The sequence below is a fragment of the Xanthomonas sp. WHRI 6106 genome (assembly GCF_040202405.1).
GTDB classification, from domain to species: domain Bacteria; phylum Pseudomonadota; class Gammaproteobacteria; order Xanthomonadales; family Xanthomonadaceae; genus Xanthomonas; species Xanthomonas cannabis.
In genome coordinates this window covers 42085-54370 of sequence record NZ_JBEGFC010000008.1, presented here as the reverse complement: position 1 = coordinate 54370, position 12286 = coordinate 42085, and the positions used below count along the sequence as shown (strand labels likewise).

Genomic DNA, 12286 nt, shown 5'->3' with positions numbered 1-12286 from the left:
CCGATCATCTACGACTGCACTCCCAGCAAGGCACGCCGCTCGGAAGGAACCTGATGTGTATTCATCGGATCTTTGCCGCCACGCACTTCGCTCAGGAATTGGTCGTAGTCCAGGATGTAGTCGCCCGGGTCGTAGAACTGGTCGGCCAGCACCATCAGCACGCAGTCGGGGCTGAAGTGATGCAGGTCGCGCCACACCATGCGGCCCAGCAGCAGGCCTTGCGCCGGGTCGTCCAGCACCACTTCGGTCGGGCCATCGCCCTTGCCTTCGTCCAGCAGGATCCTCACCGAGCCGTGCAAGGCCACCGCAAGCTGGTTGAGCTGGCGGTGCGCGTGCTGTCCGCGGTGCACGCCACTGCGGGTGCCGAACAGGTAGTACACGCGGCGTATCTCGAACGGGACATCGCGCTGCTGCTCCAACGACACGAGCAGGCCGCGATCATCACCGTGGGTATGCAACTGGATGGGTTCGAAGGCCATGATCCGGGGGCGTTACCGCTGACTGCACGTAGTGCGACATGCCTGAGTGCGCCGCGATGCGCGAAAGGTTGCGCCACGCCGGGGCCCTGCGAAGCGGCCTGCGCGCAAGCGCAGCAGCACGCGTGGCGCAGCGCCGATGTCCCGCCGCCGCGATAAAAATTCGTTGTGGCGATGCAACCTTTCATCGGCATCGCCGCACATATCGGTGCACGTTCACCTGGCCGCAGCTTAGCCGGCGTGGGGAGCCAGGCCTGGCAGCGCGACACGCATTGCCGGAACCAACGACCACCACCGGTGAGGACACCGACCAGATGCGTTCTTCCCCTCAGGCTTCCGACCCGGCGGCCAGCGCCGATGCCACCGCGCTGCCATCGGCGCCAGACACCGCGCCGGCCGCGCGCGTCATTCCGCTCCCCAGACCGATGCGCGTGCTGCACTGGCTCACGGTGCTGTGCCTGGTGATGGCGGCCAGCCTGATCCTGCTGCGTGCCGAACTCGATGGTCGCGCATTGCGTCAGTGGCTGCTGGAAGGCCACCGCCACTTCGGCCTGATGGTGTTGCTGCTGTTCGTGTTGCGCGTCGGCCTGCGCCTGCGTCTGCGCAAGCTGCCGCCCGGCCCGCCCGCCCCGCTGATCACCCGCTTGCTGGCCGGTGCCACCCACCTGGCCATGTACGGCCTGATGCTCGCACTGCCGCTGATCGGCTGGTCGCTGAGCAACGCCTTCGGCAAGACGGTGCATCTGTTCGGCCTGCCGCTGCCGAACCTGGTCGAGGTGGACGCGGATCTCGGCGACACCCTGGGCACCTGGCATCTGAACGCGGCCTGGGCGCTGCTGGCGCTGGTGCTGCTGCATATCGGCGCCGCGCTCTGGCATCACCTGGTGTTGCGCGATGGCCTGTTGCGCCGCGTGTTGCCAGGCAAGCACGCATGAGCCCTCGCCCGTTCTCCGCACGCATCCAATCCGTTGCATTCCGTCCCGCCGAACAAGGACTTTCCATGCCCAACTCCCAGCCCGCTCCGCGCCGCGCCACCGCCTCGCGTGCCGCCTCCCTGACGTCGTTGCTGTGCGTCACCGGCCCGTTGCTGCTGATGGCGAGCAACCAGGCGCAGGCGGTTGCCGCCTTCGCACGCCAGACCGGTTCGTCCTGCGCTGATTGCCACATCGGCTCGTACGGCCCCTCGCTCACGCCGTATGGCATGCGCTTCAAGCTCGGAGGCTTCACCGATACCGACGGCAACGGCACCAAGATCCCGGTGTCCGGCCAGCTCACCTGGTCGCGCAACAACCCCAGCCGTGGCGACAGCACCGCACGCCTGACCCAGGCCGACCTGTATCTGGCCGGCCGCGTCAGCGACAACGTCGGCGGCTACTCCAAGATCCGCTCCAACAACAGCGGCAATGCCACCTTCGATACCCGCCTCGACGACGTCGATCTGCGCTTTGTGACCAAGCCGTTCCAACTGGCCGGCAAGGACACCATGGTCGGTGTCAGCGTCAACAACAATCCGGGCATCTCCGACCCGATCCACGTGTTGCCCAATGCCTCCACGCTGACCCCGGCGTCCAACGGCGGCGCCTCCACCATGCTCAGCTCCTCGTCGCTGTCCAACCGCGTCATCGGTGCCAGCGTGTACGGGCTGTATGACAAGAACTGGTACGGCGAAGTGGGCAGCTACAGCGCCTTGTCGCCGTCTGCACAGGACCGTCTCGGCTGGCCGATCAACGGCGACCCGGGCAAGCTCAGCGACACCACCTACGCGCGCGTGGCCTACATGAAGGACATGAAGCGGCAGTTCTTCTCGGTGGGCCTGACCGCGCTCAACACGCGTCGCCAGCGCCCGCGCAACGGGCCCAGCGACGACCTCACCGACTTCGGCTACGACCTCACCTACCAGTTCCTCGGCACGCGCGAGCACGTGGCGTCGCTGGCCTACGTCAACATCTACGAGCGCCGCAAATATGGCAGCCCGCTGATTCCGTCCGACCCGACCATGCCGGCGCTGGACCGCGGCAGCGTGCGCGATCAGACCTTCAGCGTGAACTACGCCTTCAAGCAGACCTATGGCGTGCTGGCCGCGCACATGATCAACACTGGCTCGTTCGATGCGGCGCGCTATTCGCCGGTGGGCATCCCCGACACCACCAGCAATCTGATCCTGCTGTACTGGAGCCCGTTCGGCCGCGAAGGCACCTACACCACCAACGCCAACCTGCGCGTTTCCGCTGGCTGGTTCCGGTTCGACAAATTCAACGGCAGCACCTCCAACGTGTTCCGTGGCCCGCCGATCACCAATCCGCGCGATCTCGACAGCTTCTCGCTGTCGGTCAACCTGGCGTTCTGATCCCCCACCGTTGCACGCAACCGTACGGACTCATATGCACTCATTCCACAAAACGTTGTTATGCGCACCGCTGGCCGGCCTGTTGCTGGCCGGCGCAACCCTGGCCACGCCGGCGCGTGCCGCCGATGGCAAGAGCGTCTTTGCGACCGAATGCGCCGAATGCCATAGCGCCACGCAGGGCAAGAACAAGAAGGGTCCGTCCCTGTTCGGCATCGTCAATCGCCCCGCCGGCACGGTGGCGGACTTCAGCGGCTACTCCCCTGAGCTCAAGGCAAGCAAGCGCACCTGGGATGCGGCCGGCCTCAAGGCCTTTTTGAGCGCGGATTCGAAGAAAGCGATACCGGGTACGAAGATGAAGTACGAAGGGCTTGAAGACGCGAAGGAGCTGGACGCCCTGATCGCCTACCTCAACACCCTGCACTGAGACGAACGGCAAGCCATGCCGGAAACGCCGGCCGGCGGGGGTGTCCCTGCCGGCACGGGGACGGCAAGGCAGTCGGGTCTGCCCGAGCCATCGCTGCAGGCATCTGAAGACCGCGCTCAGGCAGGGGCGATCGCTTCAAGCCAGGTACAGCCTGCCGGCCGCAGTCTCCGCGGCCAGCAGCCGATCACATGCCGCACCAGGACAGGTGCAAGGTATCGCGTTGCCTGAGCCGACACCTTCGCGTATACGGACGGAACCGCCGCAACCGGGGCGGTCTCGCCCTGCGTGATGGGTCACTATCGCGCCCCGCTTCGTGTCCACGTCCTACGCCCTTGCCGAACCTGCTGTCCGCCAAGCAGTCTCCGTATCTACCGCGACGCCATTGCGCCTGCGAGGGGCAGCCGTGGGCCGCATCGCACGGCTATGCACCGTCGTACTCCTCGTCGCCTCGACGCGTGCCCTGCCTGCACGCGCATTGCGGAACGCCGGCACCGCAGGTCCGGCGCTTACAGCTGCACCATGCAGTCATGCTCGCCTTGCTCCTGGGCCCCTGCGGCAATGCACTGGCGGATAATGTTGGCGGGGCGGTCGCAGTCGCCTCCTCCCTGATCGATCGCGGCATCGCGATTGCGCCCAACCGCGTCACCCTGCAGACCGCCGGCTACTGGCTGCCGTCGCCGGGCTGGTCGGTCTCGGTCTCTGCCGCGCTGCAATCGCCGTCGCTAAGCAAGCCGGTGGCATTCACCATCCAGGGCGCGCGCGCCTGGATGCTGGACGACCGCTGGCAGATGCAGGCCAGCCTGCTGTACTACGCCTACCCGGCCGACCGCCAGTCGCGCACCTTCGACCGCCAGGAAGCGAGCCTGGCCTGGTCCTACCGCGACATGCTGACCTTTTCGCTGTCCACCTTCAATTTCCCGCGCGCGCAGCGCTCGCCCTGGAACACGGTGATCGACGTCACCGCCAGCGTGCCGCTGTCGTCCAGTTTCAGTCTCTCCGCCGGCGCCGGCATCTCCGATTTTCCGGCGATGACCTACGGCGCTGCCAGTTCCGGCCGCTATCGGTATGGCCAACTGGGCCTGAAGTGGAACCACGCCGCATGGACCGTGAAGCTGGACCGGATCCTGACCAGCAGCAACACCCCGCGCGCGCAGGGGGGCCCCGGCGAAACGCCCTGGGTGGGCATGGTCTCGCGCGCGTTCTGATCCACCCGCAACCTTTTGCCCGCCTGCGGGCACTCAAAGGTGTCCTACGCCATGCCTGCCTCGATGAATGACACCGACACCCTGGGCGATGCCACCGATCGCATGCTGTTGCGCCGCATGGCGGCGGGCGATCGCGACGCGTTGGCCAGCATGTACACCAGTTATCACGGGCGGTTGTGCCGGTTTCTGTCGCGCCTGACCCGCCGCCCCGACATCATCGAGGAGGCCATCAACGACTGCTTCTGGATCGCCTGGCAGAAAGCCGGCGACTTCCGCGGCGATTCGCAGGTGTCGACCTGGATCATGGGCATCGCCTACCGCTGCGGGCTCAAGTGCCTGCGCCAGCATGACGGCGAGGCCATCGACGACACCGCGGTGGTGGAAGAGCACGCCCCCAGTGCAGACGACAACGACGACCGCGAGCTGCGCGACTGGCTGGACAAGGGCATGGAGCGCCTGTCGCCGGATCAGCGCCTGGTGATCGAACTGGTCTACGGCGTCGGCCACAAGCTGGAAGAAGTCGCCGACATCATGCAGTGCCCGGTGGGCACGATCAAAGCCCGGCTGTTCCATGCACGGGTCAAATTACGCAACGTGCTGCCCGGCCTGGCCGGCAGCGCGCCTTACACGGAGACCATGCAATGAAGACGTTTTTCATCGCGCCTGGCAAGGAATGCTCGCACGCGTGGGAGCTGATGCCAGCCGTCCTGCTGGACAGCGCCACCGAGGAAGAACACAGCTGGCTGATTGCGCACGTGGCCAAGTGCGCCTCATGCAGCGCCGAGTTCGCGCAGCAAAATCGTCTGCGCCAGGCGCTGGCGCTGCCGTCGGCCGTCACGCTGGACCCCAATGCCGGGCTGCAACGCCTGCTCGGCCGCCTGGATGCCCCGGAACAGCGCACCGCGCCGGCACCGGCAGTACGCCGCTCCGGCAGCTGGACGGTGCGCGCACTGGCCGCCGCCGCGTTGGTGCAGGCCATTGGCCTGGGCGTCATGGGCGTCAAGCTGGCCTCGCCGGCCCCCACGCATGACTACCGCACGCTGAGCAGCGCAACCGCGTTGCCGGTGCCGCAGGGCGCCATCCGCGTGGTGCCCGATGCCAGGATGACCGTGGCCGACTGGGATCGCCTGCTGCGCGCGCAGCAGTTGCAGGTCATCGCCGGACCCAACGACCTGGGCGCCTACACCGTGGTGCCGGCCGCGCCGCAGCCGCAGCCGCAGCAGACCGTGCAGCAACTGCGCGCCAATCCGGCCATCCGGCTGGCCGAGATCGTCTCCGCCCCATGAGCCGTCTTCTCGCCATCGGCCTGTGCGTCACCCTCATCGGCCTGGGCCTGCAGGGCAGCGCGCACGCTGCCGCGCCCACGCAGGACCCTGCGAACATGGCCGCCATCGCCGCGGCATCCGCCCCGGCCGATGCGCATACGCCCGATGCCAGCCGCGACATCCTGCTGGCGGTGGCCAATCCGCTCAGCGCACCACCGGCGCGTGCCGGCTCCAGCCTGATCGGCTACGCCTCCAGTTACTACGGTGCCGGGCAGAAGGCCGCCGTGCGCATGGAAGCCATCAAGCGGCGCTACAAACTGCGCGAGGTCTCCGGCTGGCCGATCACCTCGCTGGGGCTGTACTGCGCGGTGCTGCAGCCGCCAGAAGGCGTGTCGCGCGATGCACTGGTCAGCACGCTGTCCCACGACGACGGCGTGGAGCTGGTGCAGCCGGTGCAGGATTTCTCGGTGTTTTCTGCCGATGCCGCCGAAAAGAGCACACCGCTGTCGGGCTACAACGACCCGTACGTGGACATGCAGCGCGGCTTTATCGACACCGATGCCGCCAGCGCGCAGACCGTCACCCAGGGCCGTGGCGTGGTGGTGGCCGTGGTCGATACCGGCGTGGATACCAGCCACCCCGACCTGAAGACGCGCATCCGCGACGTGCACGATCTGGTCGACGACACGCCGGTCATGACCAGCACCGATTCGCACGGCACCGAAGTGGCCGGCATCATCGCCGCCGGCAGCAACAACCATCAAGGCATCGTCGGCATGGCGCCCAAGGCCATGCTGAGCATCTATAAGGCCTGCTGGTATGCGCCCACGGTCGGCGCCACCGCCCGCTGCAACACCTTCACCCTGGCCAAGGCGCTGGCGGCGATCAACAACAGCTCCGCGCGGGTGGTCAACCTGAGCCTGGGCGGCCCGGCCGACCCGCTGCTGAGCAAGATGCTGCTGCACCTGGTGCAGCAAGGCCGCATCGTGGTGGCCGCCATGCCGCCCAACGGCCGGCTGGATGGGTTTCCCAACGACGTGCCGGGCGTGCTGGTGGTGCGCAGCAGCAGTGCCAGCGCGGCGATGCCCGGGGTGCTCAGCGCACCCGGCAAGGACATCCTGACCACCCAGCCCAACGGCCGTTACGACTTCACCTCCGGCTCGTCGATGGCCACCGCGCACGTCAGCGGCATGGCCGCGCTGTTGTTGTCGCTGTCGCCGTCGATGGACGCCAGCGCGCTGCGCGAGCTCTTGCAGCGCACCAGCAAGGTCTCCGATGGCCAGCTGCAGGTCAATGCCGGCGCGGCGGTCGACGCGTTGTCGCCTTCCAAACATTCCAACTGACGACACCGGCATGGCCAAGTGGATCCCGTTGTGGCTGCACAAGCTGAGCTCACCGCCGCTGTTTTACCGCTTTGCCGGGCGCGTGCGTCCGTGGGCGCTGGCACTGGCGCTGCTGCTGGGCGCAGTGGCCGCTTATGGCGGGCTGGTGCTGGCGCCGCCGGATTATCAACAGCACGACGCTTACCGCATCATCTTCATCCACGTGCCCAGCGCCTGGATGAGCCTCTTCATCTATGCGGCGATGGGCGTGTCGGCCTTTATCGCGCTGGTGTGGCGGATCAAACTGGCCGAGGTGGTGACCATGGCGTCGGCACCGATCGGCGCGGCCTTTACCTTCATCACCCTGTGCACCGGCGCGCTGTGGGGCAAGCCGATGTGGGGCACCTGGTGGACCTGGGACGCGCGACTGACCTCGGAGTTGCTGCTGCTGTTTCTGTATCTGGGCGTGCTGGGCCTGTACTACGCGGTGGAAGACCGCCGCCAGGCGATGCGCGCGGCCGGCCTGCTCGCATTGGTGGGCCTGATCAACCTTCCCATCGTGCATTACTCGGTGGTGTGGTGGAACACGCTGCACCAGGGCTCCACCGTGCGCCTGCTCGGCCCCTCCAAGATGGGCGCAGACATGCTATGGCCGCTGCTGACCATGATGCTGGCCACCAAGTGCTATTACATCGCCAGCCTGTTCGGGCGGGTACGGGTGGAGCTGCTGGCACTGGACGGCGGCAAGGACTGGGCACGCCGCATCGTGCTGGCGGAGCGCACCGCATGAGCAGCTTTCTGGCGATGGGTGGCTATGGCCACTACGTGTGGACTTCTTATGCGGTGTTCGTGCTGGTGCTGCTGGCCGATCTGGCATCGCCGTGGTTGCGGCGCCGGCGCCTGCCGCGCGAGCTGCGCGGTCAACTGCAGCGGCAGACGCCGCGCCGCCAGCGCAATGTGCCCTTGCCGACACTGGAGCGCGACGCACCATGAATGCTACCCGCAAACAGCGCCTGTGGCTGGTCATCGGCGCACTGGCCGCCGCTGCACTGGCCGGCACGCTGATCGTGTTCGCATTGCAGCGGAACATGAGCTATCTGTTCACTCCCAGCCAGGTACACGCCGGCGAAGCGGCCGGTTACCAGCAATTCCGGTTGGGCGGCATGGTCAAGGCCGGCTCGATCCGGCGCGCCAGCGACTCGTTGAACGTCAGCTTCACCGTCATCGATAAACACGCAGCCACCCAGGTCGAGTACACCGGCATCCTGCCGGACCTGTTTCGCGACAACCAATCGGTGATCGCCAACGGGCGCATGCAGGGCGGGCGGTTTGTCGCCAACGAAGTGCTGGCCAAGCACGACGAAACCTACATGCCCAAAGAACTGAAAGACGCGATGGCCGAAGGCCATGTCGGCAAGCCGATTGCTGCCACCGCCGTGCCGCTGTCTGCGCCGCGCTGATGCGTCGTCGGCTGGCGCAAGGCACTGCAATGACTCTTCTTGGTTACACCCAGCGACCTATCCATGACGCCTGAACTCGGCCAGATCGCATTGATCCTGGCGTTACTGCTGTCGCTTGCACAGGGCGTGTTGCCACTGATCGGTGCCTGGCGCGGTAATCCCGCATTGATGGCCATCGCACGTCCTGCCGCCGCCGGGCAGGCGGTATTCGTGTGGCTGGCCTTCGGCCTGCTGGCCTGGTCGCTGCTGTCGCTGGATTTTTCGGTGGCCTATGTCGCCGCCAACGCCAACATCGCCCTGCCCTGGTACTACCGTTTCGCCGCGGTGTGGGGCGCGCATGAAGGCTCGTTGCTGCTGTGGATCGCCATCCTCGCCACCTGGACGGTGCTGCTGGCCGCCTTCAGCCGGCATCTGCCGCAGCACTTCGCCGCCCGCGTGCTGGCGGTGCTGGGGCTGGTGTCGGTGGGCTTCCTGGCCTTCATCCTGCTGACCTCCAACCCGTTCGGGCGGCTGTCGCCGATCCCGCTGGATGGCAACGAGCTCAATCCGGTGCTGCAGGACCCGGGCATGACCTTCCACCCGCCGGTGCTGTACACCGGCTACGTCGGCTTCTCGGTGGCGTTCGCGTTTGCGGTCGCCGCGCTGCTGGGCGGCGAGCTGGAACAGGCCTGGGTGCGCTGGGCGCGGCCGTGGACCAACGTGGCCTGGGCCTGCCTCACCGCCGGCATCGTCGCCGGCAGCTGGTGGGCTTATGCGGAGCTGGGCTGGGGCGGCTGGTGGTTCTGGGACCCGGTGGAAAACGCCAGCTTCATGCCGTGGCTGGTCGGCACCGCGCTGATCCACACCCAGGCGGTCACCGAGAAACGCGGCAGCCTGCGCGCCTGGACCATCCTGTTGTCGATCCTGGCGTTTTCGTTGTCGCTGCTGGGTACCTTCCTGGTGCGCTCCGGCGTGCTGACCTCGGTGCACGCATTCGCGGCCGATCCGCGCCGCGGGCTCTACATCCTGATCTTCCTGGTCGCGGTGGTCGGCGGCTCGTTGCTGCTGTACGCGCTGCGCGCGCCCAGGATCGCCAGCGGCAAACCGTTCGCTGCGACCTCGCGCGAGACCGCGATCCTGATCGGCAATCTGCTGCTCACTGTGGCCGCCGCCATGGTGCTGCTGGGCACCTTGTTCCCGCTGATTGCCGATGCCTTCGGCCTGGGCAAGGTCTCGGTAGGGCCGCCCTACTTCGGCCTGTTGTTCCCGTTGTTGATGCTGCCGGTGGTGCTGTTGCTGCCGTTCGGCCCTTACCTGCGCTGGGGCCAGGCCGATGCCGCGCCATTGAAGGCGCTCGGCACCCGTGCCGGCATCGCGGCGATTGCCTGCGCGCTGGTCGGCAGCATCGTTGCCGATGGACAGGCCAAGGCCATCGCCGGCATCGGCGTGGCGACCTGGGTGGCCGCCGGTACCGCGCTGTACGGTTACAAGCGCTGGCGCGAGCTGCCGCGCGGCCGGCGTTTCCCGGCTGAAATGGCCGGCATGCTGATCGCGCATGCCGGCGTGGCGGTCTTCGTTGCCGGCGTGCTGGTGTCCGAAAGCCTGTCGGTCGAACGCGACGTGCGCCTGGCACCTGGGCAAACCGCCGAGATCGCCGGCTACAGCTTCCGCTTCGACGGCGTGCAATTGATCGACGGTCCCAACTGGAAGGCCGAACAAGGCAGCGTGCAGGTCAGTCGCGATGGCCAGGTGGTGGCGCAACTGCATCCGCAAAAACGCCTGTACGGCAGCGAGCGCATCCAGACCGAATCGGCGATCGACCCCGGCATCACCCGCGACCTGTATGTGGCACTCGGCGAGCCGCTGGACGATCAACACATCGAATACGACTGGACGCTGCGGCTGTACTACAAGCCCTTTATCCGCTGGATCTGGGCCGGCGGCCTGCTGATGATGCTGGGCGGTTTCGTCAGCGCCTGCGCACGGCGCTTTCGTGCACCGGTCAGCGCCGCCAGGCCGGACGCAGTCCCCGCACATGATGGCCTGGTCATCGCGCAGGAGTCGCACCCGTGAATCGCATGCTGCCCCTGCTGGGGTTTTTGGTGGTGGCCGCCCTGTTCGGCTTCGGCATCTACTGGACGATGCAACACAACCCGCGCGAGGTGCCCTCGCCGCTGATCGGCAAACCGGCCCCGGCGTTCTCGCTGCCGCAGCTGGATCAGCCCGCGCGGCACGTCACCCGTGACCAGCTGCTGGGCAAGCCGTACGTGCTCAACGTGTTCGGCAGCTGGTGCGCCGAGTGCGTGCACGAGCACCCAGTGCTGATGGCGCAGGCCCAACGCCTTGGCGTGCCGTTGATCGGCTACAACTACAAGGACGCGCCGGCCGATGCCACCGCCTGGCTTGCACGCCTGGGCAATCCGTATGCCGTGGTGCTTGCCGACGAAACCGGCCAGACCGCAATCGACTTCGGCGTCTACGGCGCACCGGAAAGTTTCCTGATCGATGCGCACGGCATGATCCGCTACAAGCACATCGGCGTGCTGACCCCGGATGTCATCAACGACGAGCTGCTGCCGGCCATTGCTGCGCTGCCCAGGGGGGCGCCGTGATCGGGCGTTACCGTGGGCTGCAGGCACATCGGCAGCAACAGGCGCGGCAGCTGCGGCTGTTGCTGGTGTTGCTGCTGGGCCTGCTGCTTGCGCCCGGTCTCCAGGCGCAGGCAGTGGACCCGCTGCCGTTCAAGAATGCCGCCGAACAAGCGCGCTATCAGCGGCTGACCGCGCAGCTGCGTTGCCTGGTGTGCCAGAACGAGAACCTGGCCGATTCCAACGCCAGCCTGGCGCGCGACCTGCGCCACCAGGTCTTTGCGCAGCTGCAGGCCGGCAGCAGCGATGCGCAGATCAAGCAGTACATGGTCGACCGCTATTCGGACTTCGTGCTGTACGACCCGCCGGTCAAGCGCAGCACCTGGTTGCTGTGGTTCGGGCCGGCGCTGATGTTGGTCGCCGGCGCGGTGGTGGTGGCCCGTACCGTGCACCAGCGCGCACGCGCCGGCACGCCGGTGGCGCCGCGGCCGGAGGACGACTGGTGATGACAGGCTTCTACCTCGCAAGCGCCGCACTGGTGCTCGTTGCGCTGCTGCTCTTGCTGCTGCCGCTGTTGCGCAAGCCCACGCGCCACGGCGCCGCGCACTACACGCTGCCGGTGCTGCTGGCGCTGGGGCTGCCGCTCGCCACTGCCGGGCTGTATCGGCTGGTGGGCACACCCGATGCGATCGCGCCGCGCATCGACGCCGCGCCGCCCCAGAACACGCACACCGCCGTTGCCGACCGCCCACAGGCACAGGCCCCGGTTGCCGACGACGCCCAACTGCAGGCGCTCGATGCATGGATGCAGCAGGCCAAGGATCATGAACAGAACAACCGCCCCGCCGAGGCGCGCGACGCGTACGCACAGGCCCTGAAGCTTGCGCCGGACACCAGCGCAGCCATCGTCGGCTGGATTGCTGCCGACATGGCCACGCATGACGATTTTGCGATCGACGCGGCCGCACGCACGCGCCTGCAACAGGTGATCGTGCGCGAGCCGGACAACCAGCGCGGGCTGTGGCTGCTTGGCATCAGTGATTTCCAGCAGCACGACTACGCGGCCGCCACCACGCACTGGCGTCACCTGCACGGTTTGCTGGAGACCGGCTCGCCCATGCAGAAGGCGGTGGCAGACAAGATTGCCGTGGCGCAAGCGCTGGCCACCGAGCGGCAATCCGGGCGCGCTGCGCGCTAGACCTCCACCGCGACATACCGCC

15 protein-coding genes are annotated in these 12286 nt (G+C 67.2%); 14 read left to right on the top strand and 1 reads right to left on the bottom strand.

Annotated elements, in window-relative coordinates:
- Positions 1-8: 8 nt before the first annotated feature.
- The gene (locus ABQZ09_RS12935; RefSeq protein ID WP_184557149.1) at positions 9-479 is read right to left on the bottom strand and encodes a sugar 3,4-ketoisomerase; all 471 of its coding nucleotides are present in this window, start codon (positions 477-479) and stop codon (positions 9-11) included.
- A gap of 311 nt (positions 480-790) precedes the next feature.
- Here ABQZ09_RS12935 and ABQZ09_RS12930 point away from each other — a divergent pair, with 311 nt between their 5' ends.
- The 14 genes from ABQZ09_RS12930 to ABQZ09_RS12865 all read left to right on the top strand — a co-directional run bounded on the left by ABQZ09_RS12930 (position 791) and on the right by ABQZ09_RS12865 (position 12264).
- A complete protein-coding gene (locus ABQZ09_RS12930) occupies positions 791-1411 on the top strand; it encodes a cytochrome b (protein WP_349777066.1) in 621 nt (206 codons plus the stop codon).
- A 65-nt stretch (positions 1412-1476) separates the two neighbouring features.
- Positions 1477-2823: a cytochrome C gene (locus ABQZ09_RS12925; RefSeq protein ID WP_104580097.1), complete on the top strand. Its 1347-nt coding sequence runs from the start codon at positions 1477-1479 to the stop codon at positions 2821-2823.
- A 34-nt stretch (positions 2824-2857) separates the two neighbouring features.
- Positions 2858-3247 (top strand): c-type cytochrome, encoded by a 390-nt coding sequence (locus tag ABQZ09_RS12920; protein WP_228313807.1) that lies wholly within the window; start codon positions 2858-2860, stop codon positions 3245-3247.
- Positions 3248-3774: 527 nt separating this feature from the next.
- The gene (locus ABQZ09_RS12915) at positions 3775-4452 is read left to right on the top strand and encodes a hypothetical protein (RefSeq protein WP_166743155.1); all 678 of its coding nucleotides are present in this window, start codon (positions 3775-3777) and stop codon (positions 4450-4452) included.
- A gap of 51 nt (positions 4453-4503) precedes the next feature.
- Positions 4504-5097, top strand: a complete 594-nt coding sequence (locus tag ABQZ09_RS12910; protein WP_179455132.1) for an RNA polymerase sigma factor — start codon at positions 4504-4506, stop codon at positions 5095-5097.
- The gene (locus ABQZ09_RS12905) at positions 5094-5738 is read left to right on the top strand and encodes a zf-HC2 domain-containing protein (RefSeq protein ID WP_047696831.1); all 645 of its coding nucleotides are present in this window, start codon (positions 5094-5096) and stop codon (positions 5736-5738) included. The genes ABQZ09_RS12910 and ABQZ09_RS12905 overlap by 4 nt, the downstream gene beginning before the upstream one ends.
- Complete coding sequence (locus ABQZ09_RS12900) at positions 5735-7060, top strand: S8 family serine peptidase (RefSeq protein ID WP_166743156.1); 1326 nt, start codon at positions 5735-5737, stop codon at positions 7058-7060. The genes ABQZ09_RS12905 and ABQZ09_RS12900 overlap by 4 nt, the downstream gene beginning before the upstream one ends.
- Positions 7061-7070: 10 nt before the next feature.
- On the top strand, positions 7071-7829 hold the full coding sequence (ccmC, locus tag ABQZ09_RS12895) for a heme ABC transporter permease CcmC (RefSeq protein ID WP_184557130.1): 759 nt from the start codon (positions 7071-7073) through the stop codon (positions 7827-7829).
- On the top strand, positions 7826-8032 hold the full coding sequence (ccmD, locus tag ABQZ09_RS12890) for a heme exporter protein CcmD (RefSeq protein WP_228313806.1): 207 nt from the start codon (positions 7826-7828) through the stop codon (positions 8030-8032). The genes ccmC and ccmD overlap by 4 nt, the downstream gene beginning before the upstream one ends.
- Positions 8029-8499, top strand: coding sequence for a cytochrome c maturation protein CcmE (gene ccmE, locus ABQZ09_RS12885; RefSeq protein ID WP_039409431.1), 471 nt, complete (start codon positions 8029-8031; stop codon positions 8497-8499). The genes ccmD and ccmE overlap by 4 nt, the downstream gene beginning before the upstream one ends.
- 63 nt (positions 8500-8562) lie before the next feature.
- Positions 8563-10551: a heme lyase CcmF/NrfE family subunit gene (locus tag ABQZ09_RS12880; RefSeq protein WP_349777065.1), complete on the top strand. Its 1989-nt coding sequence runs from the start codon at positions 8563-8565 to the stop codon at positions 10549-10551.
- The gene (locus tag ABQZ09_RS12875; protein WP_166743160.1) at positions 10548-11090 is read left to right on the top strand and encodes a DsbE family thiol:disulfide interchange protein; all 543 of its coding nucleotides are present in this window, start codon (positions 10548-10550) and stop codon (positions 11088-11090) included. The genes ABQZ09_RS12880 and ABQZ09_RS12875 overlap by 4 nt, the downstream gene beginning before the upstream one ends.
- Positions 11087-11572: a cytochrome c-type biogenesis protein gene (locus ABQZ09_RS12870; RefSeq protein ID WP_349777064.1), complete on the top strand. Its 486-nt coding sequence runs from the start codon at positions 11087-11089 to the stop codon at positions 11570-11572. Before ABQZ09_RS12875 ends, ABQZ09_RS12870 begins: the two co-directional genes overlap by 4 nt.
- Positions 11572-12264: a tetratricopeptide repeat protein gene (locus ABQZ09_RS12865; RefSeq protein ID WP_503019079.1), complete on the top strand. Its 693-nt coding sequence runs from the start codon at positions 11572-11574 to the stop codon at positions 12262-12264. Before ABQZ09_RS12870 ends, ABQZ09_RS12865 begins: the two co-directional genes overlap by 1 nt.
- Positions 12265-12286 lie beyond the last annotated feature (22 nt).

Bases quoted from the DNA above. Each gene is read 5' to 3' on its own strand.
- ABQZ09_RS12865 (WP_503019079.1), top strand. From the start codon at position 11,572: ATGACAGGCTTCTACCTCGCAAGCGCCGCACTGGTGCTCGTTGCGCTG.
- ABQZ09_RS12910 (WP_179455132.1), top strand. From the start codon at position 4,504: ATGCCTGCCTCGATGAATGACACCGACACCCTGGGCGATGCCACCGAT.
- ABQZ09_RS12930 (WP_349777066.1), top strand. From the start codon at position 791: ATGCGTTCTTCCCCTCAGGCTTCCGACCCGGCGGCCAGCGCCGATGCC.
- ccmD (WP_228313806.1), top strand. From the start codon at position 7,826: ATGAGCAGCTTTCTGGCGATGGGTGGCTATGGCCACTACGTGTGGACT.
- ccmC (WP_184557130.1), top strand. From the start codon at position 7,071: ATGGCCAAGTGGATCCCGTTGTGGCTGCACAAGCTGAGCTCACCGCCG.
- ABQZ09_RS12900 (WP_166743156.1), top strand. From the start codon at position 5,735: ATGAGCCGTCTTCTCGCCATCGGCCTGTGCGTCACCCTCATCGGCCTG.
- ccmE (WP_039409431.1), top strand. From the start codon at position 8,029: ATGAATGCTACCCGCAAACAGCGCCTGTGGCTGGTCATCGGCGCACTG.
- ABQZ09_RS12925 (WP_104580097.1), top strand. From the start codon at position 1,477: ATGCCCAACTCCCAGCCCGCTCCGCGCCGCGCCACCGCCTCGCGTGCC.
- ABQZ09_RS12935 (WP_184557149.1), bottom strand. From the start codon at position 479: ATGGCCTTCGAACCCATCCAGTTGCATACCCACGGTGATGATCGCGGC.
- ABQZ09_RS12905 (WP_047696831.1), top strand. From the start codon at position 5,094: ATGAAGACGTTTTTCATCGCGCCTGGCAAGGAATGCTCGCACGCGTGG.
- ABQZ09_RS12915 (WP_166743155.1), top strand. From the start codon at position 3,775: ATGCTCGCCTTGCTCCTGGGCCCCTGCGGCAATGCACTGGCGGATAAT.
- ABQZ09_RS12920 (WP_228313807.1), top strand. From the start codon at position 2,858: ATGCACTCATTCCACAAAACGTTGTTATGCGCACCGCTGGCCGGCCTG.
- ABQZ09_RS12880 (WP_349777065.1), top strand. From the start codon at position 8,563: ATGACGCCTGAACTCGGCCAGATCGCATTGATCCTGGCGTTACTGCTG.